This is a genomic window from Thiococcus pfennigii, assembly GCF_016583835.1.
Lineage (GTDB): Bacteria > Pseudomonadota > Gammaproteobacteria > Chromatiales > Chromatiaceae > Thiococcus > Thiococcus pfennigii.
Genome location: NZ_NRRW01000056.1, coordinates 1 through 23,925 on the forward strand (window position 1 = coordinate 1; position 23,925 = coordinate 23,925).

At 66.6% G+C, this 23,925-nt stretch carries 24 protein-coding genes; 15 read left to right on the plus strand and 9 right to left on the minus strand.

Annotated features, from left to right (window positions below):
* The first annotated feature begins 538 nt into the window (after positions 1-538).
* The 13 genes from CKO41_RS14895 to CKO41_RS14955 all read left to right on the plus strand — a co-directional run bounded on the left by CKO41_RS14895 (position 539) and on the right by CKO41_RS14955 (position 14,245).
* Positions 539-1,087 carry a NapC/NirT family cytochrome c gene (locus CKO41_RS14895; RefSeq protein ID WP_200251906.1) on the plus strand — a complete coding sequence of 183 codons (549 nt, stop codon included), beginning with the start codon at positions 539-541 and terminating at the stop codon, positions 1,085-1,087.
* 64 nt (positions 1,088-1,151) lie between these two features.
* Positions 1,152-2,090, plus strand: a complete 939-nt coding sequence (locus tag CKO41_RS14900) for an ankyrin repeat domain-containing protein (protein WP_200382913.1) — start codon at positions 1,152-1,154, stop codon at positions 2,088-2,090.
* Positions 2,091-2,485: 395 nt separating this feature from the next.
* Positions 2,486-3,100, plus strand: coding sequence for a c-type cytochrome (locus CKO41_RS14905; protein ID WP_200382914.1), 615 nt, complete (start codon positions 2,486-2,488; stop codon positions 3,098-3,100).
* 21 nt (positions 3,101-3,121) lie between these two features.
* Positions 3,122-4,414, plus strand: coding sequence for an FCSD flavin-binding domain-containing protein (locus tag CKO41_RS14910; protein ID WP_200251909.1), 1,293 nt, complete (start codon positions 3,122-3,124; stop codon positions 4,412-4,414).
* 195 nt (positions 4,415-4,609) lie between these two features.
* Positions 4,610-5,053: a thiosulfate oxidation carrier protein SoxY gene (locus CKO41_RS14915; RefSeq protein ID WP_338113748.1), complete on the plus strand. Its 444-nt coding sequence runs from the start codon at positions 4,610-4,612 to the stop codon at positions 5,051-5,053.
* A 41-nt stretch (positions 5,054-5,094) separates the two neighbouring features.
* Positions 5,095-5,406 carry a thiosulfate oxidation carrier complex protein SoxZ gene (gene soxZ / locus CKO41_RS14920; RefSeq protein WP_200251902.1) on the plus strand — a complete coding sequence of 104 codons (312 nt, stop codon included), beginning with the start codon at positions 5,095-5,097 and terminating at the stop codon, positions 5,404-5,406.
* 478 nt (positions 5,407-5,884) lie between these two features.
* Positions 5,885-6,094: a DUF2934 domain-containing protein gene (locus CKO41_RS14925; protein WP_200251901.1), complete on the plus strand. Its 210-nt coding sequence runs from the start codon at positions 5,885-5,887 to the stop codon at positions 6,092-6,094.
* A 573-nt stretch (positions 6,095-6,667) separates the two neighbouring features.
* On the plus strand, positions 6,668-8,110 hold the full coding sequence (gene sufB / locus CKO41_RS14930) for a Fe-S cluster assembly protein SufB (protein WP_200251900.1): 1,443 nt from the start codon (positions 6,668-6,670) through the stop codon (positions 8,108-8,110).
* A 96-nt stretch (positions 8,111-8,206) separates the two neighbouring features.
* Positions 8,207-8,959, plus strand: a complete 753-nt coding sequence (sufC, locus tag CKO41_RS14935; RefSeq protein WP_200251898.1) for a Fe-S cluster assembly ATPase SufC — start codon at positions 8,207-8,209, stop codon at positions 8,957-8,959.
* Positions 8,956-10,287, plus strand: a complete 1,332-nt coding sequence (gene sufD / locus CKO41_RS14940; protein ID WP_200382916.1) for a Fe-S cluster assembly protein SufD — start codon at positions 8,956-8,958, stop codon at positions 10,285-10,287. The genes sufC and sufD overlap by 4 nt, the downstream gene beginning before the upstream one ends.
* Before the next feature lie 128 nt (positions 10,288-10,415).
* A complete protein-coding gene (locus CKO41_RS14945) occupies positions 10,416-10,823 on the plus strand; it encodes an SUF system Fe-S cluster assembly protein (protein ID WP_200251893.1) in 408 nt (135 codons plus the stop codon).
* 780 nt (positions 10,824-11,603) lie between these two features.
* On the plus strand, positions 11,604-13,358 hold the full coding sequence (locus tag CKO41_RS14950; protein WP_200251891.1) for an alpha-amylase family protein: 1,755 nt from the start codon (positions 11,604-11,606) through the stop codon (positions 13,356-13,358).
* A gap of 80 nt (positions 13,359-13,438) precedes the next feature.
* A complete protein-coding gene (locus CKO41_RS14955; RefSeq protein WP_200251889.1) occupies positions 13,439-14,245 on the plus strand; it encodes an HAD-IIB family hydrolase in 807 nt (268 codons plus the stop codon).
* Between the two features lie 106 nt (positions 14,246-14,351).
* Here the strand turns inward: CKO41_RS14955 and CKO41_RS14960 are convergent, their stop codons facing one another.
* From CKO41_RS14960 to CKO41_RS14970, 3 genes are read right to left on the minus strand one after another with little or no spacing between them, the layout of a single operon-like run.
* A complete protein-coding gene (locus CKO41_RS14960; protein ID WP_200251887.1) occupies positions 14,352-14,693 on the minus strand; it encodes a hypothetical protein in 342 nt (113 codons plus the stop codon).
* Between the two features lie 20 nt (positions 14,694-14,713).
* Positions 14,714-15,091 carry a P-II family nitrogen regulator gene (locus CKO41_RS14965; RefSeq protein WP_200251885.1) on the minus strand — a complete coding sequence of 126 codons (378 nt, stop codon included), beginning with the start codon at positions 15,089-15,091 and terminating at the stop codon, positions 14,714-14,716.
* Positions 15,088-16,866, minus strand: a complete 1,779-nt coding sequence (locus tag CKO41_RS14970) for a DUF1538 domain-containing protein (RefSeq protein WP_200382917.1) — start codon at positions 16,864-16,866, stop codon at positions 15,088-15,090. Before CKO41_RS14970 ends, CKO41_RS14965 begins: the two co-directional genes overlap by 4 nt.
* 145 nt (positions 16,867-17,011) lie before the next feature.
* Between CKO41_RS14970 and CKO41_RS14975 the strand changes: the two genes are divergently transcribed.
* The gene (locus CKO41_RS14975; protein WP_338115599.1) at positions 17,012-17,908 is read left to right on the plus strand and encodes a PfkB family carbohydrate kinase; all 897 of its coding nucleotides are present in this window, start codon (positions 17,012-17,014) and stop codon (positions 17,906-17,908) included.
* Positions 17,909-18,377: 469 nt separating this feature from the next.
* On the opposite strand, the gene CKO41_RS14980 is transcribed toward CKO41_RS14975, so the two are convergent.
* The 3 genes from CKO41_RS14980 to CKO41_RS14990 form a co-directional block, all read right to left on the minus strand.
* Positions 18,378-19,253: an EamA family transporter gene (locus CKO41_RS14980; protein WP_200254515.1), complete on the minus strand. Its 876-nt coding sequence runs from the start codon at positions 19,251-19,253 to the stop codon at positions 18,378-18,380.
* A gap of 18 nt (positions 19,254-19,271) precedes the next feature.
* Positions 19,272-20,225 (minus strand): tRNA dihydrouridine(20/20a) synthase DusA, encoded by a 954-nt coding sequence (gene dusA, locus CKO41_RS14985; protein WP_200382924.1) that lies wholly within the window; start codon positions 20,223-20,225, stop codon positions 19,272-19,274.
* Between the two features lie 431 nt (positions 20,226-20,656).
* Positions 20,657-21,031 carry a 50S ribosome-binding protein YggL gene (locus CKO41_RS14990; protein ID WP_200382919.1) on the minus strand — a complete coding sequence of 125 codons (375 nt, stop codon included), beginning with the start codon at positions 21,029-21,031 and terminating at the stop codon, positions 20,657-20,659.
* A gap of 14 nt (positions 21,032-21,045) precedes the next feature.
* Here CKO41_RS14990 and CKO41_RS18740 point away from each other — a divergent pair, with 14 nt between their 5' ends.
* Entirely contained in the window at positions 21,046-22,284 is a 1,239-nt protein-coding gene (locus tag CKO41_RS18740) for a terpene synthase family protein (RefSeq protein ID WP_200382920.1), read from the plus strand.
* A 265-nt stretch (positions 22,285-22,549) separates the two neighbouring features.
* Here CKO41_RS18740 and CKO41_RS15000 read toward each other — a convergent pair whose 3' ends face one another.
* From CKO41_RS15000 to CKO41_RS15010, 3 genes are read right to left on the minus strand one after another with little or no spacing between them, the layout of a single operon-like run.
* The gene (locus CKO41_RS15000) at positions 22,550-22,816 is read right to left on the minus strand and encodes a DUF2442 domain-containing protein (protein WP_200382921.1); all 267 of its coding nucleotides are present in this window, start codon (positions 22,814-22,816) and stop codon (positions 22,550-22,552) included.
* 20 nt (positions 22,817-22,836) lie between these two features.
* A complete protein-coding gene (locus tag CKO41_RS15005; RefSeq protein ID WP_276568954.1) occupies positions 22,837-23,097 on the minus strand; it encodes a DUF4160 domain-containing protein in 261 nt (86 codons plus the stop codon).
* 43 nt (positions 23,098-23,140) lie between these two features.
* Positions 23,141-23,383: a hypothetical protein gene (locus CKO41_RS15010; protein WP_200382923.1), complete on the minus strand. Its 243-nt coding sequence runs from the start codon at positions 23,381-23,383 to the stop codon at positions 23,141-23,143.
* Positions 23,384-23,925 lie beyond the last annotated feature (542 nt).

Genomic DNA, 23,925 nt, shown 5'->3' on the forward strand with positions numbered 1-23,925 from the left:
TGGGCCTCCGCGGCCGCCGTCTCGACCGCTGCGAGAGGCGAGCATTCGCCTGCGCACCACCCAGTCGAGGATCGACCGCCAACCCTTCACCCTCAACGAAAAAGGCCGCAGAACGGATCAGCCCTGCCTTGCCCCGCGCGGGCACCTTGCATCCTTCAAGGTGCCCTCTACGAGCCGGCTGACGGGTTGCCGGTCGGGCCTCGGCGGGGCGCGCTGGCGACTCCCGCCTCCCGGGGGAATCCAGTCGGCACCGCGCGGCCTCGTACCCCCTGGGCGGCGGCCCGAGGACCCGATGGACCGCGGCGCGAGCGGCCGCAGCGGCCCGTCTCGGCCGTCGGTGGCGCCTGGCTGGCAATCTGCGGTGCGATCCCTTAAGATCCGGTGAAAGGCCTGCAAGAACAATGAGAATCGGGCTGAAAATAGATATAAAACAATAAGATCGACAATTCTAAGGGCCGGTCTGGCAAAGGCCGCGGCGTTGCGGTCGCATACCGGGCACCGGTCTCTCAACAAGAACGATCGTTCCATCGAGGGTGGTATGTCCGAGTCCAAGAACTCCCGCTGGAAGAGGGTGCTCTTCCTCGTTGCCGCTTTGCCGCTGGCCGTGGTCGGCGCGGCGACCGTCTTCAGCTACGGCGTGTCCTACACCGACAGCACCGAGTTCTGCACCTCGTGCCATTCGATGCAGGGCAATCTGAGCGAGTACCAGGAGACGCTCCACTGGCGCAACCAGTCCGGCGTCCGGGCTGGTTGTGCCGATTGCCATGTGCCGCGCGAGTTCTTCCCGAAGATGTACGCGAAGCTCATCGCCACCAAGGACATCTACCACGAGATCGTCGGCACCATCGATACCCCGGAGAAGTTCGAGGCCCATCGCTGGGACATGGCCAATCGCGTCTGGGCCAAGATGGAGCGGACCGATTCGCGCGAGTGCCGCGCCTGTCATGCCTTCGATGCGATGGATCTCGCCGAGCAGAGCCGCTCGGCACGCTCTCGGCATGCCAAGGCCGAGGACGCCGGGATGACCTGTATCGAGTGCCACCAGGGGGTGGCCCATTACCTCCCGGATGAGCCGGAAGACGAGTGATCGTCCGGCGCGAGATGCCGCCCGCCCCTGGCCCGCGCCCCTGATCATTGCGAGGTTCCAACCGATGCGCACCCACCCCCTCTTCCCGTTGATTCTGGTCCTGTCGCTGATCCTCTGGGGACCGGCGCAGGCCGAGGATCTCGACCGCGACCTGCGTGTCGCGGCCATGCTCGGCGACACCGACGAGATCGCCGAATTGCTCGGGCGCGGCGTCGACGTCGATGCCGCCAACCGGTTCGGCAAGACGCCATTGATGTTCGCCGTGGAGAGCGGTCACCTCGGGGCCGTCGCCCTGCTGCTGACGCGCGGCGCCGACGCCAATGCCCGGACCGTCGCCAGCTGCACCCCGCTGACCTTCGCCGCCGAGAATGGCCACTACGGCATCACGGCCCTGCTGCTCGAACGCGGTGCGAACGTCCATGATCGCACCCGCGCCGGCTGGGATTCGCTGATGATCGCCGCCCGGTACGGCATTACCGAAATGGTCGCACAGTTGCTCCATCATGGCGCCGACCCCAAGGCTGCCGACCGCTACGGCCGCACGGCCTTGATGCAGGCCGCGGAACGTGGGCACACCGAGGTCTTGCCGTTGCTCCTGGCTGCCGGCGCCGACGTCGAGGCGCGCGACCGCGAGGGCGAGACGGCCCTGCTGATCGCCGCCGACGGAGGCCACCTCGATGCGCTGCGGCACCTCTTGGAGCACGGCGCCCGGATCGATAACCGCGACGCCCTCGGTGCGACGGCCCTGCACCGCGCCGTCGCTCACGGTCACCTCGAGGTCGCGCGGGAGTTGCTCGCGCGCGGCCTCGATCCCAGCGCGCAAGACGATGATGGCGTCTCCGTGCTGATGGAGGCCGTGACGACCGGACACAACGAACTGCTCGGTCTCCTGCTCGAGGAAGGGGCCGATCCGAGCGCGACCGACCAGCGAGGGCGGACCGCCGCCGAGATCGCCGAGCAAGTCGGCAATCGCGAGGCGCTCGCCCTTCTCGCCGGTCGTTGACGAGGGCGCGCATCGCGCGCGTGCGTCGTACTTCGGTCCAACGGGTTCGTCGCCGCCGGTGTGTCGCCGAGTGCCTTCGTTCCCGGTCGTGCGCGATCGTCGAGCGAGGCATGGGCCGAGGTTGAACGGTGGCAAAGGACCGCCCTCCGGAGAGATGCCGATCGGCGGACGATCCTGGCGGAACAACCACACGACAGTCGCAAGCGTGGCTTTCGACGGCATTCATCGTCAGTTGTTTGGCGCGACCGACGATGGCGGGGCATCCCCGTCCCGCATGGGCACCTCGACATCGACGAGGTGCCCGCGAGGCGCTACCGCAGCGCCTGCGAAGGGCCGTCCCCGTTCCGGGGCGCCCGGCTTACTCGATAATTAAAGTCAGTCGTAAGGAGGGTTCGATGTTGCAAACAAGAAGAGTGGCCCAGCTGCTCACCGGGCTGCTATCGCTCGCCGTGGGCGGCCTTGCTCAAGCGGACGACGGGCTCGTCTCGGGCGCCGACGGGCGCACCCTGGCGCAGACCTGCGCCGGTTGTCACGGTACGAATGGTGCCAGCGTTGGGCCGGCCATGCCATCGATCGGCGGGATGGACAGCGGGTATTTCGTCGAAGTCATGCAGGGCTTTCGTGACGGCGAGATCTATAGCACCGTCATGGGGCGCATCGCCAAGGGCTACTCAGATGAGGAGCTCGAACAGATGGCCGACTATTTACACGACAAGCCCTTCGTCCCCGCCAGGCAGGCATTCGATGCCGAGCTCGTCGATGAGGGGCGGCGATTGCAGAAGAAGTACTGCGAGAAATGCCACGCCGATGGTGGCGTCGTGCTCGAAGACGAGGAGTATTACATCCTGGCCGGCCAGTGGACCCCCTATCTTCGCAACGCGATGGAGGACTTCCGCGAGGGACGGCGTCCGATCGAGCGCAAGATGAAGACCCAGCTCGAGCGCATGCTCAAGCGTGAAGGCGAGGAGAGCCTCGAGGCCCTCTACGCCTTCTTCGCCAGTCAACAATAAGGGATTGGAGGAGCACAGATGATGAAGATCAACCGTCGCGATTTCCTGAAGACGACCGGCGCCGCCAGTGCCGTCGGGCTCTTTGGCCTCCCCAATCTCGCACTCGGCGCGACCGGCAAGGTGGTCGTCGTCGGGGGTGGCACAGGCGGGGCGACCGCCGCCAGCTATCTCAAGCAGCTCCGCTCCAGCCTAGATGTGACCGTCATCGAGCCCAACGAGCACTACTACACCTGCTACATGAGCAATGAGGTGATCGGTGGCGTGCGGCCCCTGGAGGGCATCCTGGTCGGGTATGACGGGCTTCGCGCCCGCGGGGTCAATGTCGTGCACGACAAGGCGGCCGCCATCGATCCGGACAAGAAGGTGGTCAAGACCGCCGGTGGCCAGGAGTTCCCGTACGACCGCTGCATCGTCGCCCCCGGCATCGATATCCTCTACGACAGGATCGAGGGCTATAGCGAGGCCGCCAGTCAGGTCATGCCCCACGCCTGGAAGGCCGGTGAGCAGACCCGGCTGCTGCGCGGTCAGCTCGAGGCCATGGAGGATGGCGGCACCGTCATCATCGCGCCACCGGAGAACCCCTTCCGGTGTCCCCCGGGTCCCTACGAGCGGGCGAGCCAGATCGCCCAGTACCTCAAGCGGCACAAACCCAAGTCCAAGGTCATCATCTTGGATGCCAAGGCGGGCTTCTCCAAGCAGGGGCTCTTCATCCAAGGCTGGGAGCGCCTCTACGGCTACGGCACCGACAAGGCCCTCATCGATTGGCAGCGTGGTCCCGAGTCGGGCGTCGTGCGCGTCGATCCGGACGAGGGCCTGGTCGAGACGTACTTCGGCGACCAGATCAAGGGCGCCGTGATCAATATCATCCCCCCGCAACGCGCTGGGCAGATCGCCCAGGTGGCCGGCCTGGCCGACGCGAGCGGCTGGTGCCCGGTCGATGTGAAGACCTTCGAGTCCAAGCTCCAGCCCGGTATCCACGTCATCGGCGATGCCTGCATCGCCAGCGACATGCCCAAGTCCGCCTATTCGGCCAACAGCCAGGGCAAGGTCGCCGCCGCGGCCGTCGTGATGCTGCTGGCGGGTCAGGAGCCGCAGACACCGGCCTACCTCAACACCTGCTATTCGCTGGTGGGCGAAGACTATGGGATCTCGGTCAGTGCCGTGTACAAGATGGCCGCCGATGGCTCGAAGATCGCGAGCGTGCCTGATTCCGGCGGCGTCACCCCGATGGATGCCCCGGACTGGGCGCTGGCCCGCGAGGCGGCCTATGCCCACAGCTGGTATAACAATATCGTAGCCGATACCTTTGGTTGAACCCGCCACGCTCGATGAAGGGGCCTGCGGGCCCCTTGGTCGGCGCGCCGGGCCGGGCGAGATGCGTCGCCTCCGGGGTGGCGTCGGGCCTCGACGGGGCATCGACCGACCCGATCGATCGTGACCCTCTCCAAAGGCCCGAGTCGTCGGCTTGAATTAGGAGGATCTTCGATGATCGATGCAAGACGTAGACGGGTGCTCAAGGGCGCCCTGGCCGCTGTCGGTGTCGCGTTCGCGACCGGGCTGGTCTCGGCGCGCGCCGTGCTGGCGGCCTGGAACGCCGCGGCATTCCGTGCCGAGGATCCGGCCACCGCCCTGCAAGGACTGCTCGGCACGAGCGAGCATACCCCCTCGGATGCGGTGCGACTCCAGGCGCCGGATGATGCCGAGAACGCCGCCGCGGTGCGCGTCACGGTCGAGGTCGACCTGCCGAACGTGCGGTCGATCAGCTTGATCGCGTCGGGCAATCCCTACCCGCTCGTCGCGAGCTTCGAGCTCGGGCCGCGCGCGGAGGGTTTCATCTCGACGAGCATCAAGATGGCCCAGACCGCCGATGTGGTGGCCGTGGTCAAGACCGATGACGCCATCCTCAGTGCCGCCAAGAGGGTCAACGCGGCGGCCGGCCGCTGTGTCGGCTGAGCGTCACTCCTTAAAGCATTTCCTCGAGAGGTACCCCGATCATGAGTGGCATCAGGATTCGTGCCGAGGCGAAGGACGGCATCACGTCCGTGCGGTCATTGATTACCCATCCGATGGAGTCGGGTCTGCGCAAGGACAGTGAGACCGACGAGCCGATTCCGGCCCAGTTCATCCAGGAACTCGTCTGCAAGTGGAAGGACGAGGTCGTGCTGCGGGCGCACTGGACCGGGGGCGTCTCGAAGGATCCCTACCTCGCCTTCCGTTTCCGCGGCGGTGAGCCCGGCGATCCGCTCGAGATCTCCTGGACCGACAATCTCGGCCAGAGCGCCTCGGAGACGACCACGATTCGCTGATCGTCCGGCGGCACCAGGGGCGACGCGCGGTTCCCCGCGTGGAGCGGGCGTTGCCTCGCCGGACCGCGTGCGGCCCCCACCCCGACGGCTACGCCCGCCACCGCTTTCGGCCCGAGCCTGTAACCCCCACCGGACCGCTCGACGGTCACGAGGTCGGCGAGGGACGGGGTGCGTACCCGAAATGTCTCCGATGCCCGAGGGATCTTCCGCCCGTCCGGCATTGTCACAGATAGGAGGACCTCCGCCTCTGGCCGCGCAAAACCGACCAGTCGGGTATTTTTCCGGATATACAGGTGGTCGCGGGCCTTCTAGACTTGTAATCGAAAGAAAAAAGGCATTCGGACCGATGCCGGCAGGCGACGCACGGCGCCTCTGTATGAGGGGGTCATCCGATCCCGCTCGATCGTCAGCGAGGTGGCGTCCCATGAGACAAGTTGAGCGTTTTGTGTGCAGGGACGAGGGACGGATCGCGTCGGCCGTGTCACGCCAGGCCGCCGCCGAGGCGCGGTGGCTGACCCGGGCCAGCCTGGATCAAGGGCGGCCCTTGACGGAAGGCGAGCGCGAGCAGCGTATCAAGGAGGTGGCCTACTTCCGTGCCCAGCGGCGTGGTTTCGCCCCAGGGCACGAGATCGAGGACTGGCTCGCCGCGGAAGAGGAGATCGACAACATCCCTCGCTTCTTCCAATAGACCGAGGCTCGGTGCCGACAGGGAGCGGGCGACACCGAGCTTGGCTGGCGCAGAGGGCCGGGTCTCGTGCCGCGGCAGGCGGCTTCCTCGAGGCCTGACGGGGACGCAGGCCCTCGGCATCGATCGCCCGGCGGACCTGATCGGACTCGCCGCGCGTCCTTCCCACGGCGGCCGTTCGCGACGCGTCGCGATTCCCTCGCGTTCGATCGGGCCCGACCGCCGCCCGGCATCCCCCCTCGCGCGCGCCTCGGCCCGTGTCATCGGTTCGGCGGGTTGGCACGCCGAACCCCTTCCTTCTTCGCCAGTCGTTCGCCCCTGCACCAGGCCGACCCTGGCCAGTGGGCATGGGCCGTCGCCTGCACCGGATCGGTGCGCCTGCGTGGCACTACGCCCGCCTCGGCGCCTGCTCGGTGCCCCCGCGCGTGCGCCTGGGGCTTGAAAACACGGCCTTTCGATCGGATCATGCCTGCCACCTAGGCCGCCATGCCCGTTGGCACCGACCTTGAAAGGCAGAGGTCGAGTCGTATATCAATTACCTAGAGAATTGCTCGGAAACTCTGGAGTCAAGGCATCATGAGCACAGCCCCGGTCGTTGAGGACCTTGTCAAGGCGGAGTACGAGCATGGCTTCGTCACCGAGATCGACGCCGACACCCTGCCGCCCGGCTTGGACGAGGAGGTCATCGCGGCGATCTCGGCGCGAAAGGGCGAACCGGACTTCATGCTCGAATGGCGCCTGAAGGCCTTCCGGCACTGGCAGGGCATGACGACGCCCCAGTGGGCGGCGGTCGACTACCCGCCGATCGACTTCCAGGCGATCTCCTATTTCTCGGCCCCGCGCAAGAAGGAGGGGCCGAAGAGCCTCGATGAGGTCGATCCGGCGCTGCTGGAGACCTACAACAAGCTCGGCATCCCGATCGAGGAGCAGAAGGCGTTGGCCGGCATCGCCGTCGATGCCGTCTTCGACAGCGTCTCGGTCGCGACGACCTTCCGCGAAAAGCTGGCCGAGGCCGGGGTCATCTTCTGTTCGATCTCCGAGGCGGTGCGCGACCATCCGGATCTGGTCCGCCCCTACCTCGGCTCGGTCGTGCCCTACACGGACAACTTCTACGCCGCGCTGAACGCGGCCGTCTTCAGCGACGGGACCTTCGTCTACATCCCGAGAGGGGTGCGCTGCCCGATGGAGCTCAGCACCTACTTCCGCATCAACGCGCGCAACACCGGGCAGTTCGAGCGGACCCTGATCGTCGCCGAGGAGGGCAGCTACGTCAGCTATCTGGAGGGCTGCACGGCGCCGATGCGCGACGAGAATCAGCTCCATGCCGCCGTCGTCGAGCTGATCGCGATGGACGATGCCCAGATCAAGTACTCGACGGTGCAGAACTGGTACCCGGGCGACGAACGGGGGCGCGGCGGCATCTACAACTTCGTCACCAAGCGCGGCGACTGCCGCGGCGCTCGCTCGAAGATCTCCTGGACCCAGGTCGAGACCGGCTCGGCGATCACCTGGAAGTATCCGAGCTGCCTGCTGCGCGGCGAGGATTCGGTCGGCGAGTTCTATTCGGTCGCTGTCACCAAGGGCCGCCAGCAGGCCGACACCGGCACCAAGATGATCCACATGGGCCGCAACACGCGCTCGACGATCGTCTCCAAGGGCATCTCCGCCGGCCACGGCCAGCAGACCTACCGCGGGCTGGTGCGGATCGCCGGGCGCGCCGAAGGGGCGCGCAACCACACCCAGTGCGACTCGCTGCTGATCGGCGATCGCTGCGCGGCGCATACGTTTCCCTACATCGAGGTGAAGAACCCGACAGCGCAGATGGAGCACGAGGCGACGACCTCGAAGATCAGCGAAGACCAGCTCTTCTACTGTCGCGCCCGCGGCCTGTCCGAGGAAGATGCCGTTTCGATGATCGTCAACGGCTTCTGTAAGGAGGTCTTCCGGGAATTGCCGATGGAGTTCGCCGTGGAGGCGCAAAAATTGCTTGCGATCAGCCTGGAGGGCGCGGTCGGCTGAGCCGGGCCGCCGCGCCGCCAGGTCGGGCGCCGGCGGCGAGAGATTCCAACGCGGTCGCCAGCGGCGTCCGATGGCCTATTCACTGGAGGCGGTAGTATGTTGACAATCAAGGGCTTGAGGGCCAGCGTCGCGGGTCGTGAGATCCTCACGGGCCTGGATCTGGACGTCGGCCCGGGCGAGGTCCATGCGATCATGGGCCCGAATGGCTCCGGTAAGAGCACCCTGTCGTACGTCCTCGCCGGGCGCGACGGTTACGAGGTGACCGGCGGCGAGGTGCGCTTCGATGGGGACGATCTGCTCGACCTCGACCCCGAGGAGCGCGCCCAGCGCGGGCTCTTCCTGGCCTTCCAGTACCCGGTGGAGCTCCCCGGCGTCAACAACACCTATTTCCTCAAGGCGGCGCTGAACGCGATTCGCACCGCACGCGGGGAGGCGGCGCTCGACTCGGTGTCCTTCATGCGCCTGATGAAGGAGCGGCTGAAGGTCCTGCACCTCGACGAGACGCTGCTCAAACGTGACGTCAATGCCGGCTTCTCGGGGGGCGAGAAGAAGCGCAACGAGATCTTCCAGATGGCGATGCTCGAGCCCAGGCTCGCGATCCTCGACGAGACCGATTCGGGCCTCGACATCGACGCCCTGCGCCTGGTCGCCGACGGCGTCAATGCGTTGCGCAGTCCAGAGCGCTCGATGATCGTCGTCACCCACTACCAGCGGCTCCTCGATTATATCCAGCCCGACCATGTCCATGTGCTGGCCAAGGGGCGCATCATCCGCTCCGGGGGTAAGGAGTTGGCGATGGAACTGGAGGAGAAGGGCTACGGTTGGATCACGGGCGAGGAAGCGGCATGAACGCGCAGCCCCTGGGCCAATTCGAGGACTGGCTGCCGGGCGGCGGCGCGATCGATCTGCCGGGCGCCGACCTCGATTGGCTGGCGACCGCGCGGCAGCGCGCGCTCGCCTCGGCGCGCGCCCTGGGCGTCCCGACGGCGAGACACGAAGCCTGGCGCTATACCAGCCTCAAGGGTCTGATCGAGCAGGCTTTCACCCCCTACGGCGCGGCCGCCCCTGGGGCTCGGCCCGACGACCTCGAAGCCCACCTGATCGCCGGGTTGGACAGTCACCGCGTGGTCCTCGTCGACGGCCGCTTCGCGCCGGGCCTGTCGGATCTCGGCGACCTGCCTGCGGGCCTGCGCATCGCCGGCCTGGGCCAGCTCCTGAGCCAGGACCCGGATGCGTTGCAGGGGCGTCTGACGGGCGTCGCCGGCACCGGTGCCCATCTCTTCGCGGCCCTCAACACGGTCGCGATGCGCGATGGCCTGGTCGTCCTGGTCGAGCCCGGCGTGCGCCTGGCGCGCCCGATCGAGCTGATCCACCTGGCCGTCGGTACCGAGCGGCCCGGTGTCGCCCAACCCCGCACGCTGATCGCGCTGGGCGAGGGTGCCGAAGCGACCTTGGTCGAGCGCTTCGTGGGCACTGACGAGGCCCGCTGCTGCACGAACCTGGTCGGCGAGGTCGCGCTCGGGCGCGCCGCGACGCTCGGGCACTACCGGGTCCAGACCGAAGGCGCGCAGACCTTCCACATCTCGGCCCTGCACATCGCGCTGGAGTCGCAGAGCCGTTACCGCGGCCTCAATGTCGGGCTCGGTGCGGCCTGGGCGCGGACCGACCTCGTCGCCCGCTTCGCCGGCGAGGGCGCGGAGTGCGATCTGTCTGGCCTCTATCTGGCCGGCGACCGGCAGTTGATCGACTTTCACCTCGACGTCGATCACGCGGTGCCCGGCTGCGCAAGCCGCGAGCGTTTCAAGGGCGTCCTCCACGGCAAGGGCCGCGCCGTCTTCGATGGTCGCGTCCTGGTCGCGCGCGATGCCCAGCAGAGCGATGCCGAGATGGTCAACAACAATCTGCTGCTGTCGGCGAACGCCGAGATCGACACCAAGCCGCAGCTGGAGATCTACGCCGACGACGTCAAGTGCAGCCACGGCACGACGGTCGGTCAGATCGAACCTGAGACCCTCTTCTACCTGCGCGCGCGCGGCATCCCAGCGATCGAGGCGCGGCGCATGCTGTGTCTGGCCTTCGCCGAGGAGATCCTGGCCGATCTGCGGCCCCTCGGGCCGCTGCATGGCCACGTAGCCGAACTGGTCGGCGCGCGGTTGGAGCGGGTCGCGTTCGATTAGCCGCGGTGCGCGGAGGCCGGCCGTCGCGCGGCCGGCCGATGGTGATAGGGATCCTCTCTCTGGGTATCTCTCGCGCGGGTTCCAGTACATCGGCGCCCGGCGGGACCATGTCATGCACGAGGTCGAGCATGAACAGATTGGCGCGATTCGCCGGCTTCGGTGAGGACGGGCACCACGACGATGCCGTCGCCCAGGCTCACCAGGCCCATTCCACTGTCGAGGTCCTGGACCCCGAGGCGCTGCGCGAGCCGATCGTCGCGGCCCTGCGGGGGGTCCACGACCCGGAGATTCCGGTCAATATCTATGATCTGGGGCTCATCTATCGGATCGACATCGGCCCGGACGGGGATGTCGGTATCGACATGACCCTGACCGCGCCGGGCTGCCCGGTCGCCGGGATGATGCCGCTGATGGTCAAGGACGCGGTGGCGGGCGTCGATGGCGTCGGCGAGGTCATCGTCGACCTGGTTTGGGACCCGCCTTGGTCGCCCGACCTGATGTCGGACGAGGCCAAGCTGGAGCTCGGCATGCTCTGAGTGACGATTCAAGAACAACCGGCGCATCTTCTCGTAAACTACGAAACACACGAAAAGGCCGAAGATACGCGGGAGAATCTGCCGTTTTTCGCGACTTTCGTGCATTTCGTGGTTTTTTGTCTTCCGCGTGCTTGTATCGGTCGTTTTTGCATCGGTCCTGAGCGAGGGGCGCCCGGGCCTTGGGCTGGTGCGGGCGCGTTCCCGGCCGTGCGTGTCCGTGGTGCGCGATGGCCGGATCGGCAGGGGGGCGTTGTCATCCTCGTAAGATCCTCGGTTTTCCAACGGGCGGATTTTTCAGGGGCTTTTTTCGCATCCCGGGTGAGATGGCGATCGCCGACCTTGACGTGCGCCCCGTTAGTGCCTAGCGTGTCGCGCTGAAAATTACGACCCGTTCGATAGCGGGCCGATTCGAACCGGCGACGCGGCCGATGGCGAGCGCGATCCTTTCGACCGACGCGGTCGGTGCGGCCCGAAGCCGTGCTGCGGCCGCGCGCTTCACCGCCTCGCCAGCGACGAGTCGATCCCGCAGCTACGAGATGACCCGGCGTTCCATCCCGACCCCGATCCTCTCGGCCTCGTAATCCATTGCGAGCCTGTGCGCGTGGTGCTCGGACCTGCGAGGTCGTCCCGGGCCAGGGACGGTGACGTCGATTGCCGCGGTGCGCTGGCGTCATCCGCCGATTCGCCGTTCGTCCCGACGCGCTGAATCCTTTAGGACTTCGCCCATCCGATGCGGAGTATCGACGAACCAAAAAGCGGTCAAGCCACAGAGGGGATGGTATGCCGAGCGAAGCACAGCCGATCCAGCAGGCACTGCCCAACGGGGTGATGCTCAACGCCTATCCCGACAGCATCGGCGGCAAGCTGTCGGACATCGTGGAGTTGTTGAAGAAGCCCGAACTCGAAGGGGCCTTTTCACTCTTCTACATCCTGCCGACCTTCTTCAACAGCGACCTGGACCGAGGTTTTTCGATCGTCGACTACGACCATAACGAGGAATTCGTCTCCCGCAAGGACCTCGACGACCTACGGACCCTCGACATCGGCTTCAAGTTCGACCTCATTCTCAATCACCTCTCGGTGCGCTCGCCCCAGTTTCAGGACCTCCTGCAACACGGCGATGGGTCCCGCTACAAGGACTTCTTCGTCGACTGGAACGAGTTCTGGGCCGGCCACGGGGTCATGGGGCCGGAGGGCTATGTGATCCCGAAGCAGGAATTCCTGCAGAAGCTCTTCATGCGCAAGCCGGGCCTGCCCGTGCTGAAGGTGCGCTTTCCCGACGGTTCCGAGCGGCCCTACTGGAACACCTTCTATCAGGAGATCAACTGCCGGCCGATCTCGCCGGCGGACCTCCTGGAGATCCCCGGCCTCACGCCCGAGGGGGCGGAGATCCTGGCCGAGATCGTCAACGAGGCGATCGAGTCGCAGACCGATGTGCGCGAGGTCGATCTGAGCGAGTTCGCCGAGCACCGCGAGGTCGTCGTCTCGCTCGTCGAGCGTAACCGAGAGTACCTCGGGCAGATGGATCTCAATGCCAGATCCGATCTCGTCTGGTCCTTCTACGAGGAGACCCTGCGCAAGCTCCGCGACTATGGCGCGCGGATCGTGCGGCTCGATGCCTTCGCCTACCTGCACAAGGCCCCCGGCGAGGTGAACTTCTTCAACCGTCCCGGTACCTGGGAGTACCTGGAGCGGCTCAAGGAGATCGCCAGGCGGCACGACCTGATCATCTTCCCCGAGATCCATGCCGAGTACGGCAGCGGCCTGCACGAGGAGGTCGCGCAGAAGGGCTTTCCGATCTACGACTTCTTCTTCCCCGGCCTCGTCATCGATGCCCTGGAGCGCGGCAGCGGCCAGCACCTGCGGGCCTGGGCGCACGAGATCGGCGCGAAGGGGATCCAGACCATCAACATGCTCGGTTGTCACGACGGCATCCCGGTCCTCGATCTGAGGGGCAAGCAGGGCGATGCGGGGCTGCGCCCCGGGCTGCTCCCCGACGAGCAGATCGACGAGGTCATGCAGCGCATCGTCGAGCGTGGCGGGCGGATCAAGAACCTGTTCGGGCCGGATGGGCGCAAGATCTCCTACTATCAAGTCAACGCGACCTTCTTCAGCGCCTTGGGCGAGGACGAGCGCAAGCTGCGCCTGGCGCGGGCGATCCAGCTGTTCATGCCCGGGATCCCGCAGGTCTGGTACCTGGATCTCTTCGCCGGCACGAACAACTATGCCGCGGCGGATCTCGGGGGCGCCGGTGGGCACAAGGAGATCAACCGCACCAATCTGTCGCCGGCCGAGGTCGAGGCGGGGCTGACCAGGCCGATCGTGCGCGACCAACTGGCGTTGATTCGGCTGCGCAACAACTCGCCCGCGTTCGCGGGCGACCTCGAGCTCGGCGAGGGGCCTGAGCACACCCTGGAGATGACCTGGCGACACGATGGCCATCGGGCGCGCCTCTGGGCCGACCTGCGCGAGCACAGCTTCACGGTGAGCCATACCGGCGAGGGCGACGATGAGGTCGTCTGGGAATATCGCTGAGTTCGCCGCGCCCGGCCCGATCCGGGGCGCGGACGTGCGGGGACGACACCGCGCTCGACCACCCCTTCGGAGATGACGCGATGAAGATACTGGCAACCGATCTGGACCGTACCCTCCTCCCGAATGGCCACTGGCCGGCCGACGAGGGGGCGATCGCACGGTTCAACGACCTGACCGAGCGGCACGGGATCACGGTCGTCTACGTGACCGGCCGCAACCTGCCACTCGCCGAGCGGGCGATCGCCGACTACGGCGTGCGCCACCCGAGCATCCTCATCGGCGACGTCGGCACGACCATCCGGCGCTACGAGGACGGCGCCTGGTCGTTCGACGACGGTTGGGTCGGGCACGTCAAGCGGACCAGCCCGCGCTGGAACGCGGCGGCCCTGCGCGAGGCCATCGCCGACGTGGACGGTATCGCCGAGCAGGAGGACGAGCACCTCAACCAGTTCAAGCAGAGCTACTACGTCGACCACGCGCGGCGCGACGAGGTCCTGGCCGCCGTCGATGCGCGCGTCAAGGGGCGCTACGACGAGGTCATCATCTACAGCTACGACTCGCAGACCGGCAAGGGCCTGCTCGATGTCCTCCCGGACTCGGCGACCAAGCGGACCGCGCTGGAATACGTCTGCGAGGCGCTCGGGGTGCCCAAGCACGAGGCCGTCTTCTGCGGCGACAGCGGCAACGACATCTTCCCGCTGACGGCCGGCTTCTCGGGCGTCCTCGTGCGCAACGCCGACGACCAACTCGTCGCGAACGTCCGCCAGGCGATGGCCCAGTACCCCGACCTGCGGGTCTACTTCGCCCGCGGTGGCCGGGACGGTCTGAGCGGCTACTACACGAGCGGCGTCATCGAGGGCGCCTACCACTACGGGCTCTTCGCGTAGGCGACCAGGTTCTGCGTGCGGCTGCGAGGATCGCCCGCACGCGGGCGCCTACCACGCCAGGGTTGCAGGCAGCGGTGCGTGGTCTCGGGAATTGCGCCGTCTTGCACTAGGCCTCCTCGGGTAGGTCGGGGAGGCGGAAGCGGGTGCTGACCTGGAGGGCGTGCATGAACATCAGCCCGCCGTGGGGCCGGTTGATCTCGGCGATCTCGTAGATGAGTTCGAAGAGGGCGTCCGCATCGCTCGCAGGGACGGTCACCGTCAGGACCTCCTTCTCCGAGGTCTCGCCGATGCCGCGGTGGCGCAGTGGCGTGATGCGCCCGACGCCACGCGCATAGTGGATATCGAGGGCCGTGAGGTCGTGCTCGCGTGCCAGTACCTCGAGGACCGGCATCCCCCGGCCCTTCGGCAGGATGCAGGTGATGACCTTCTGGGGCCTGTCGCAGTACATGACCGGGGCCGGCGCGACGCCTAGCGGCGGCGGCCCTTGCGCTGGGTCACCCGCTCGACGATCTCGGGCGGGACGAAGGTCGCGGCCTTCTCCAAGGGTGTGACCCACATGAAGCCCATGCCGGGCGTGTCCATCTTGCCCGCCAGGTACATCTTCTCGAAGACCCGGTCGACCTGATCGGTCGAGACGACGATGTTGATGACCTCCTTCTCCGCCTCGACGGCGAGACCCCAGATCCCGAGCCGCTCGCGCACGCCGCGACCGTGCGCGTAGTGGATGCTGGCGCCTTGGGCGCCGGCCTCTTGCGCGGCCTTGACGATCTCGTCGGCCATGCCGCGCTGGACGCTCGCCGTGATCAGGGCCACGTCGGTCAGGACGACGATCTCCCGCGTGCTCATGTCGTTTCCCCTTGCGGCGGCGCCACATGCATCGCCGCGTCGTAGCGGCGCCGCTTGCGCCATACCTTCCAGCGGATCCAGAGTCCGGCGATCATGACCGACAGGATCGGGCAGATCGAGGCCATCGACAAGATGCCGAAACCCTCGATCGCGCCCAGTGCGTCGCCGAACCCGAGGCCCATCGCGAGTACCAGCGGGACCGTGACTGGGCCGGTCGTGACCCCGGCGCTGTCCCAGGCGATGTTGACGAACTCCTCGCTCGAGAAGTGGGTCATTACCACGGCCAGGGCATAGCCTGGCAGCAGCAACCAGGCCAGCGAGAAGGCGAAGACGATCTTCGCGACCCCGAGGGCCAGGCCGAAGGCCACGCCGAGCGCCACGGCCCACATCAGGGTCGCCTTGCGGAAGGCGCCGTTGGTCAGGTTCTCGACCGTCAGGCCGAGTGCGTGCAGCGCCGGCTCGGCGAGCGTCGCGCCGAGCCCCAGCAGCCAGGCGAAGGCGATGGCGATCGCGAGCCCGACGGCAAGGTCGTAGAGCGGGGCGTCGGCGACCTCGGCGATGTCGGTGAACGAGGCCGGCACCAGGCCGCCGGCCTGGCCGCCGAGCTTGGCCAGGCCGTAACTCAGTCCGAGATTGAAGACGATCATGCCGAGCACGGCCAGCGTGATGCCATAGGCGATGCTGCCCGGGTGTTGGATCCGTTCGCGCAAGACCAGTCGCATCACGAGGAAGAGGAACAGCACGAGCGGCACGATCGCCCGCAGGCCGGCCAGGATCTCCCGCCAAGGCGTCTGCGCGTGCCAGGCCGGCGGCGCCGCCGCGGACGCCGCGTGGGCGGCCGTGGCGATGATCTCCTGCGGGCTGGTGACGAGGGAGAGCGCGATCGCGAGCACCTGGACGCCGATGATCGGGAACAGCGAGGCCAGCGTCACGATGCCGAACCCCGACAGCGACGATTGGCCCTTGCCGGCCGCGGCGGCGATGCCGATCCCGAGCGCCAGGACCAGTGGCACCGTGACCGGCCCGGTGGTGACGGCGCCGCAGTCCCAGGCGAGACCGAGGGTCTTGGCGAGTTCCGCGTCGGTGAGGATGTAGAGGGTGAGCCCGATCGTCGGGATCAGGGTCAGGTAGATCAGCGGCTTCAGGCTCCAGCCGTAGAGGAAGCGTAGCGTGCCCAGGATGGCGGCTGCCCCGACGCCGATGCCGACCCCGAGCACCAGGGCCTCGGCCCAATCGTTGAGTAGGGCGTAGAGGTAGGGTGCCGACTCGACCTCGACGATCTGACCCGCCGTCTTCAGCGCGCCGATCGCGGGCTCGGCGAAGGTGACGCCGATGCCGAGGACGAAGGCGATGACCAGGACCAGATGGAGGTGCGCCTTGGCCGGCAGGATGGTGCCGAGCGCCTCGCCGAACGGCATCAGGCCGACCTTGAGTCCCTCCATGAAGAACATCAGGCCCAGGATCACCGCGATGAGCCCGCCGGTGATGACCCAGGCATCCGCGACCTGTTGGTGCAGGACGAAGAGCTGGAACAGCATCAGGTACAGCGCCAGCGGTACGACGGCGCGCACCTGTTCGATGAAGCGCACATGGACGTAGGGTCCGATGAGGCGATAGGCATCGATCGGCCGCAGCCGGATCGGCGGGGCGCTGTACGGGATCTCGTTGCCGTCCGCGTCGTGCCAGACCTTCGGGGTGATGTTGTTGTAGGAGAAGCGGTTCTGTTGGACCGTGATCTCGCGCACGAAGGCGGCGAACCGGATCTCGGTCGGCATGGCCGGTGCCTCCATCGTTGTAGCCGGGCGGATGCCGTATTCTACGGGATCGAGGCCGAGTGTGCGGCGCGCGGACAGGTGGGGGCGGGCGATGCAGGGCGATCATCGGGACGGGCGATGGGCGGGCGGGGCACCGGGCGATTCGGTGCCCGCGCCCGCATTCGGCGCGATCGCCGCTCAGGTCCTCGGCGTGGGGATCGCGACGCTCGACATCATCAACGAGGTCGCCGCCTACCCGGGCGAGGACGCCGAGGTGCGGGCCCTCGCCCAGCGCCGGGTGCGTGGCGGCAATGTCGCGAACAGCCTGGTCGTGCTGGCCCAACTCGGCCACCGCTGCCGCTGGGTCGGGACCCTCGGCGACGACCCGGCCGCCGACCTGATCCTCGCCGACCTGGCCTGCTACGGCGTCGCGACCGGTGATGCGGTGCGCATCGCCGGCGGGGCGACGCCGACCTCCTACATCGCGCTGAGCCGTGCCACCGCCAGCCGCACCATCGTCCACTTCCGCGACCTGCCCGAACTCGATGCTGCGGCCTTCGCCGGCTGTGCGCTCGAGGGCGTCGGCTGGGTGCACTTCGAGGGTCGCCATCCGCCCGAGACGCGTCGGATGATCGACCGCGTGCGTGCCGAATGCCCGACGGTGCCGGTCTCGCTGGAGCTGGAGAAGGTCCGCCCCGGGATCGAGGCGCTGCTCGACGGGCCGCAGGTCCTGCTCGCGAGCCGGGCCTTCGCCGCGGCGAGCGGCTTCACCGACCCGGCCGCCTTCCTCGCGGACCTCGCCGCGCGCACGAGCGCTTCGCTCTGCGTCGTCGCCTGGGGCGAGCAGGGCGCGAGCTGCCTCGTGCGCGGGGGGGCGGTGCAGCAGGTACCGGCCCATCGCCCGGCGCGAGTCGTCGACACCCTCGGGGCGGGCGATGTCTTCAACGCCGGCGTCATCGACGCGCTGGCGCGCGGGCTCGCCCCGGCCGAGGCCGTGGCCGCCGCCGTGCGCCTGGCCGGCGAGCAGTGCGGACGGATCGGTCTGACGCTCGAGGTCGAATAGGCGCTGTGCGCGCATGGTTTATCCGCGGATGCCGAAGCCGTTCTTCAGTTGGTCGAAAGCTGAGCACAGACCCAAGCGGCGTATGCCTGGTACGGCGCGATGGCGGGGTCGGCGGCGGCGACGATTCGGTCGGGGTCCAAGACATTGTAGAGGTGTGTCAGCACGTTGCCCACGCTGCACGGGCGATTCGGTGTAGCTGCGGCTTCAGCCGCACGAAGGCCACGACCCTGGCAGATTGTTTTTCGGCTGAAGCCGCACCTACAGCGCTCGTCACCGCCAGGTGAAGCGCCGATTGGTCTGCGCTGCAGGCCGCGTCGGGTCAGCGCGAAACATCCCGTTTCATCTTTTCGGGTGCCGCCCCTGCTGCAAGCTCGTTGAATGACGGAAAATGGCGGGGCATTCTAGCTCCGCGCGGGCACCTTGAACTCTTCAAGGTGCCCTTTCGCCGGTGGCGATCGGCGCGTTCCGCTCACCAGGCGATCAGGAAGACGCCGGCGACCATCAGGGCGGCAGCGAGCAGGTGGCGGCGCAGGCCGCCCTCGTGGAACAGCCAGGCCCCGTAGAGGATGCCGATGATCAGGCTGACCCGCTTGACCGCGATCATGTAGGCGACCTCGACGAGCCGCAACGCGAGAAAGTGCGTATAGACCATGAGGCCGTTCAGGGCCGCGACGAACACCACGGCCGCCGGGCGCCGCCACAGGCGCGTCAGGGCCTGCGGTTGCGGCAGGCCGACGAACACCAGGGTCGCTAGACCGAGGAGCGCGAAGTAGAAGGCGCCGAACCGCTCGGGCGGCAGGTATTGGAGCGCCCCCTTGCCCATGGTCGCGGTGAGTGCATAGAGGAGGGCGACCGCCAGCATCATCCGCGATCCGGGCACGCGCAGGGCCATGCTCCAGGGTGTGGTCCAGGTGCGCCAGTCGCCGAGGCGCGCCGAGTGGCCGTTGAGCAGCCAGGAGCCGGTCACGATCAGCAGGATCCCGGCCGCGCCCTGGGCCTCGACCCGCTCGCCGAGCAGCCAGTCGGCGATCAGGATCACGAAGGCCGGCGTGAAGGCCAGATAGGGCAGGGTCTGCGCGAGCGGGTAGTCGCGGATCGCCGCCATGTAGAGGACCATGGCCAGGATCTCCAGCGGTAGCAGGGCGGCGATCCAATACCAGAAGGGGGCGGGCAAGGTGTCGAGCGGCGGCAGCCCGACCAGCAGCGGCGCGAGCAGCAGGCCGGTCAGCGTGAAGCGGATCAGGACCAGTTCGCGGGCGGAATAGTCGCGCAGCCAGGCCTTGGTCGCGGCATCGGCGGAGGCCAGCGCGAAGGCGCAGAGCAGCGACAGGGCGAGCCAGTCCACCGGGGCGGGCCGGGCGTCTCAGCGGACGCGGGCCGCGGCCGCGCGCAGCACCTCGGCATCGGCCCCCTGGCGGTGGACCTCCTCGCTCAGGTGGCGACGCCAGGCGCGGGCGCCGGGGCGGCCCTGGAAGAGGCCAAGGAGGTGACGGGCGATGCTGTTCAGCGGCACCCCGGCCGCGAGCTCGCGTTCGACATACGGGATCAGCGCGTCGATGACCGCGTGGGCGTCCGGCACCGGGTGCGGATCGCCGAAGATGACGCGGTCGGCCTCGGCCAGCAGCCAGGGGTCCTGGTAGGCGGCCCGTCCGATCATCACCCCGTCGACCCGGGTGAGGATGTCGGCGGCCTGGGCGAGGCGCGTGACCCCGCCGTTGAGTGCGATCGGCACGTCGGGGAAATCCTCCTTCAGCCGGTAGACCCAGTCATAGCGCAGCGGCGGGATCTCGCGATTCTCGCGCGGACTCAGCCCCTTCAGCCAGGCCTTGCGGGCATGGACGATCAGCGCGTCGCAGCCGGCCTCGACCAGGGCCGAGACGAAGGCGACCAGTTCCTCGTAGCTGTCGCGATCGTCGATGCCGATGCGCAGCTTGGCCGTGACCGGGATTGCGACGGCCGCCTTCATCGTCGCGACGCAGTCGCCGACCAGGGCCGGCTCGGCCATCAGGCAGGCGCCGAAGCGCCCGGACTGGACGCGGTCCGACGGGCAGCCGAGATTGAGGTTGATCTCGTCATAGCCCCAGTCGGCGCCCATCCGCGCGCAGGCGGCCAGCTCGGCCGGGGCGCTGCCGCCGAGCTGTAGCGCGAGCGGGTGCTCGGATGGGTCGTAGCGCAGGAACCGCGCCCGATCGCCGTGGATCAGGGCGCCGGTCGTGACCATCTCCGTATAGAGCCGCGTGTGGCGGCTGATCAGGCGCAGGAAGTACCGGCAGTGCCGATCCGTCCAATCGAGCATCGGGGCGACCGACAGTCGCATCGAGCGCCGCATGTCCGCTAGCGGGACGCGGCCGTTGCCGGTCGGATCGACCGGCAGATCATGGTTGTCCGTCATCGTGATGGGGGGCAGGTTTCGGTAAGTGACGATTCAACAACAACCGGCACATCGTCTTAGAACTAGGAAACACGCGAAAAACGCGAAAAGGCTTTATAAACAGCTAAATATCGGCCGTTCTTTCGCGGCTTCCTGTATTTCGTAGTTTCTTGTCTTCCCCGCGCTCGTGTCGGTTGTTTCTGCACCCTTCCTAAGGATGGCAGCATTCGCCGGGTTGGCGCAGCGCAAACCGACATTGGGGGGCTGGCGTGTGCACGGAGGTTGTCGGGGGCTTCGGGGGCCCGCGGAACGGGCTCGATGCCGGGGGTCAGGGCGTGCGGATCATGGGCGGGGCGCTGAGCGCACGGCGCTGGTTCTCAGCTGCCCTCGCCATCGCGCCGTTCGTCGCGGCCTTCCAGGCCTTCGAAGTCGTCGTGCCACAGGTCGAACAGGGGGCCCGCCTGCCAGTCTCGGACATCCGCCCGCGCATCGAGCCAGGCCGTGACCCTGGCGAAACGCCCGTCCGGATCGTCGTCGGCCTTGCCGAGCTCGACGACGACGTCGATCTGCTCCGCCGACATGCCGCCGCCGCAGCAGCACCCATTGCCTTCGATCGCCTCGCAGATGAACGCATCCTGAAAGGCGTCCGCCCCCGCCTGGGTGTTACGGGTGACGATGAGCCGTCGCCCCCATTCGGCGAACTCGCCAAGGTGCTTCTTCTTGCGCAGTCGCCTTTTCATGGCCCTGAGCATACCCGTCGAGGCTCGTGGGGGTCAAAGCGCCCGCGTCGCGGCCGTTCGTCCCGCCGCCGGCGCCGCGCCATATCTCCGCGCTTGGCCCAGTTGTCGCTTTGTTACAATGCGCGCATCGATCCCACGGCCCGGACTCGGCGATGACAGAAGACAACTTTGTCCTGGTGGATGGTGCCAGGGTCGTATTCCGGTACGGCTGCCTGCATCAGGAGCCGCCGTTCGAAGTCGAGATCCACTGCCCCCTCGCCGCCGGGCTGCACCGGGATCACGAAAAGATCCTGGAAGAGCATCGCGCCTGGGCGCGGGGCTTCGGTATCCTGCCGCACGGCGACACCTATGACCGGTACTGCGATACGCGGTTCGACCTGATCTCGGCGTATCAGTATTACGACCTGCCCCTCGAGGCCGCAGTCACCGCCGCCCACCTCATGACCTGGTTCTTCGTGTTCGACGACGTCATGGATATCAGCCTGTCCCCGGAACAGGACATCCGGTCTTATCGGAAACGGCTCTGCGAGCGGCACCTCGAGCTTCTGGGCGGGGCGAAGGCGTCGCAGAACGACCCGCCGGTCATCGTGGCGTTCGGCGATTTTCTGCAACGGGTCCATCGGCTCTGCGATGGAGACCTCCATCCCTGGTATGGGCGCATGGCGCATCACCTGCGCGAATACGTGATGGGCACGCACTGGGAGAGCCTGATCGGCCCTACGACGGCGGCCAACAGCAATACGGCCCTCTATCTGCAAGTGCGGCACATGACCGTGGGCGTCGCGCCTTGCCTCGACCTGATGGCGGCGGCGAAACGCATCCCGCCGGAGCCCATCATCGCCGACGCCTTCATCCGCCGGTTGGAGCGGTTGGCGATCAACTACAGCATCTGGATCAACGACCTCGCGGGTCTCTGCCGCGACGTCAGGCAAGGGCTCGGCAACGTCGTCTTCACACTCCAGCAGGATCATTCGCTCGGCATCGCCGATGCCGTGCGCACGGTCGCCCGCCAGTGCGACGGCGAGCTCGATGCCTTTCTGGAAGTCGAGCGGCAGCTCCCGCTGTTGCTCGGAGACGCGTTCGCCAGAAACGCATCCGCGTACGCCGCCTATGTGGATGTGCTCAAGCGCTGGATGCGCGGCCTCGTCGACTGGTCCGCGCGGAGCGCGCGGTACCGGCGGTTCGATGTCGATATGGCGTTGCAGGACAAGACATCGATACGGCAGGCGTCAAGACAGTATGGGTCCGGTGCGGCCTCAAAGTAGTCCGAGCTGTTGTCTCGAAACTACAAAATGCGCGAAACACGCGAGAGACACCGGTCAACCAACCGTTGGTCCTAGATCTCCGGGGAGTGGCCGACATTGACCGGTGAACCCGGCATCGGCGAGAAAACAACCGGTGCATTCTTGGATGCGGGTTGGCCCAGTGTAACCCGACATCGGGGGCTGCGCAGCGAAGACTCCTGCCTTGAGGCGTGCAAGGTAAAATCCGTCCTTTCGACTTCCTTTCGAGATTACTCCGGCTCCCGAGTCAATTTCTCCTGGCTCCGTTTTTCGAAATTGTCAGCAATTGCAGCTTTTCATACACGGTTTCAGGCGCGATATCCGCGCCGTTCGGCCAGGATATGGTCCCGCCTTCAATGGCGGCTTGGCTGAAAAGTGACTTGTCGCTTAGCGCGGAAAAGACCGGTCCCTTCGTTAGGTACTCTGAAAAGTCCATATCCCCAGCCACGCCGTCATCGAAGACGATATAATAAACGTAGTCGCCCTTGTAGCTGATCTGCGTGACCTCATTCATGTTCCACATCGGCGCACACCTCAATCGAGTGGCGGGATTGTCTTGATTTCCTTGCCTTGCTCTGCCAGTGTCCAGTTCTCTTCAAGATCAGCAACGTGAGTGTCGGTCCATTCTCGTACGAGTCTCGTGGCTGTTCTTGATGACAAGCTTCCTTTCAGTATATTCCCGCGGAAATCAAACACGGCCTTGTTGCCTTGGTATTCCGCGTGAAAATGCGGTGGATTGTGCTCGTCATAGAACATTCGAATGATAATCCCAAAGAATCGAGCTATTACAGGCATAGGGGGTAACTCTCTGCGCTTGTTTGCTAAAGCGGTGCGCCCCCTAATGACGCTGATGACTGGCAAAAAACGGTGGCGCGCCCTCGCTTTTGAGCTTATGGTTAGGCTGTTTCAATGTCCATGATCGACCCTCGCTCCTGCCCGGTTCTTTTCGGGTGTGGCCCGCATGCTGCGCTGTTTCGCGGGTTTCTTGATGGTTCGCGACAATGAGGTTAGAAATCTTGCGTCCTGGGGTAGGGAATGCCGAGGTTGGTTGGGATGACTTCAAATCCTTGTTGATTTTCATCTTCGAGGTCCAGTCTCGCATCATTGTATTCTACGATGCGCCGCGGCGCGGCCAAGTCTATACCGAAATGGCCCCCGAGTTGAAGGAATCGAGCCTGCCGCATTCCCTCCGATCGAGCAGGCAGAGGGTCTGCTTGGCCCTTTGCGGTTAGCGAAGAGCGCGGAATAGAGCCTCGTTTTCTTGGCGTTGATACCTTTAGAGCCAGCTACGCCCAAGGAGTTCGGCATGCCTGCGCCAGGGGTCAGTGCGGCTTGGCAGGGCCGCGTTTTCTCGCGGGTGGGAATCCCGCCTGGGTAATCGGGGGGCTGTTCTGGCGTTGTGGCATTCTCCCTGCCCGATAAAAACAGGGGGCTCAGGGAGTCGCCGATGTCGGGCCGTAGCCAGCCGACGGGGGTGGCAATGCTACGATGCGAGAGGGTGCGGCCTCGACATGATGTGCCATTGAGGAGTATCTTGTAACCTTCTGTGGCGAGAAGAGAAGGTGCGGCTGTGGCGACGGTGGTGAAGCGCTCGGGTGAGGAGGTGACGGTCGAGGTGACGGT

What these genes read in the sequence shown, in the direction of transcription:
- CKO41_RS14895 (WP_200251906.1), top strand. Translation starts at nt 539, where the DNA reads ATGTCCGAGTCCAAGAACTCCCGCTGGAAGAGGGTGCTCTTCCTCGTT.
- CKO41_RS14900 (WP_200382913.1), top strand. Translation starts at nt 1,152, where the DNA reads ATGCGCACCCACCCCCTCTTCCCGTTGATTCTGGTCCTGTCGCTGATC.
- CKO41_RS14905 (WP_200382914.1), top strand. Translation starts at nt 2,486, where the DNA reads ATGTTGCAAACAAGAAGAGTGGCCCAGCTGCTCACCGGGCTGCTATCG.
- CKO41_RS14910 (WP_200251909.1), top strand. Translation starts at nt 3,122, where the DNA reads ATGAAGATCAACCGTCGCGATTTCCTGAAGACGACCGGCGCCGCCAGT.
- soxZ (WP_200251902.1), top strand. Translation starts at nt 5,095, where the DNA reads ATGAGTGGCATCAGGATTCGTGCCGAGGCGAAGGACGGCATCACGTCC.
- sufB (WP_200251900.1), top strand. Translation starts at nt 6,668, where the DNA reads ATGAGCACAGCCCCGGTCGTTGAGGACCTTGTCAAGGCGGAGTACGAG.
- sufC (WP_200251898.1), top strand. Translation starts at nt 8,207, where the DNA reads ATGTTGACAATCAAGGGCTTGAGGGCCAGCGTCGCGGGTCGTGAGATC.
- sufD (WP_200382916.1), top strand. Translation starts at nt 8,956, where the DNA reads ATGAACGCGCAGCCCCTGGGCCAATTCGAGGACTGGCTGCCGGGCGGC.
- CKO41_RS14945 (WP_200251893.1), top strand. Translation starts at nt 10,416, where the DNA reads ATGAACAGATTGGCGCGATTCGCCGGCTTCGGTGAGGACGGGCACCAC.
- CKO41_RS14950 (WP_200251891.1), top strand. Translation starts at nt 11,604, where the DNA reads ATGCCGAGCGAAGCACAGCCGATCCAGCAGGCACTGCCCAACGGGGTG.
- CKO41_RS14955 (WP_200251889.1), top strand. Translation starts at nt 13,439, where the DNA reads ATGAAGATACTGGCAACCGATCTGGACCGTACCCTCCTCCCGAATGGC.
- CKO41_RS14960 (WP_200251887.1), bottom strand. Translation starts at nt 14,693, where the DNA reads ATGTACTGCGACAGGCCCCAGAAGGTCATCACCTGCATCCTGCCGAAG.
- CKO41_RS14965 (WP_200251885.1), bottom strand. Translation starts at nt 15,091, where the DNA reads ATGAGCACGCGGGAGATCGTCGTCCTGACCGACGTGGCCCTGATCACG.
- CKO41_RS14970 (WP_200382917.1), bottom strand. Translation starts at nt 16,866, where the DNA reads ATGCCGACCGAGATCCGGTTCGCCGCCTTCGTGCGCGAGATCACGGTC.
- dusA (WP_200382924.1), bottom strand. Translation starts at nt 20,225, where the DNA reads ATGCGACTGTCGGTCGCCCCGATGCTCGATTGGACGGATCGGCACTGC.
- CKO41_RS14990 (WP_200382919.1), bottom strand. Translation starts at nt 21,031, where the DNA reads ATGCTCAGGGCCATGAAAAGGCGACTGCGCAAGAAGAAGCACCTTGGC.
- CKO41_RS15000 (WP_200382921.1), bottom strand. Translation starts at nt 22,816, where the DNA reads ATGAATGAGGTCACGCAGATCAGCTACAAGGGCGACTACGTTTATTAT.
- CKO41_RS15005 (WP_276568954.1), bottom strand. Translation starts at nt 23,097, where the DNA reads ATGCCTGTAATAGCTCGATTCTTTGGGATTATCATTCGAATGTTCTAT.
- CKO41_RS15010 (WP_200382923.1), bottom strand. Translation starts at nt 23,383, where the DNA reads ATGAAAATCAACAAGGATTTGAAGTCATCCCAACCAACCTCGGCATTC.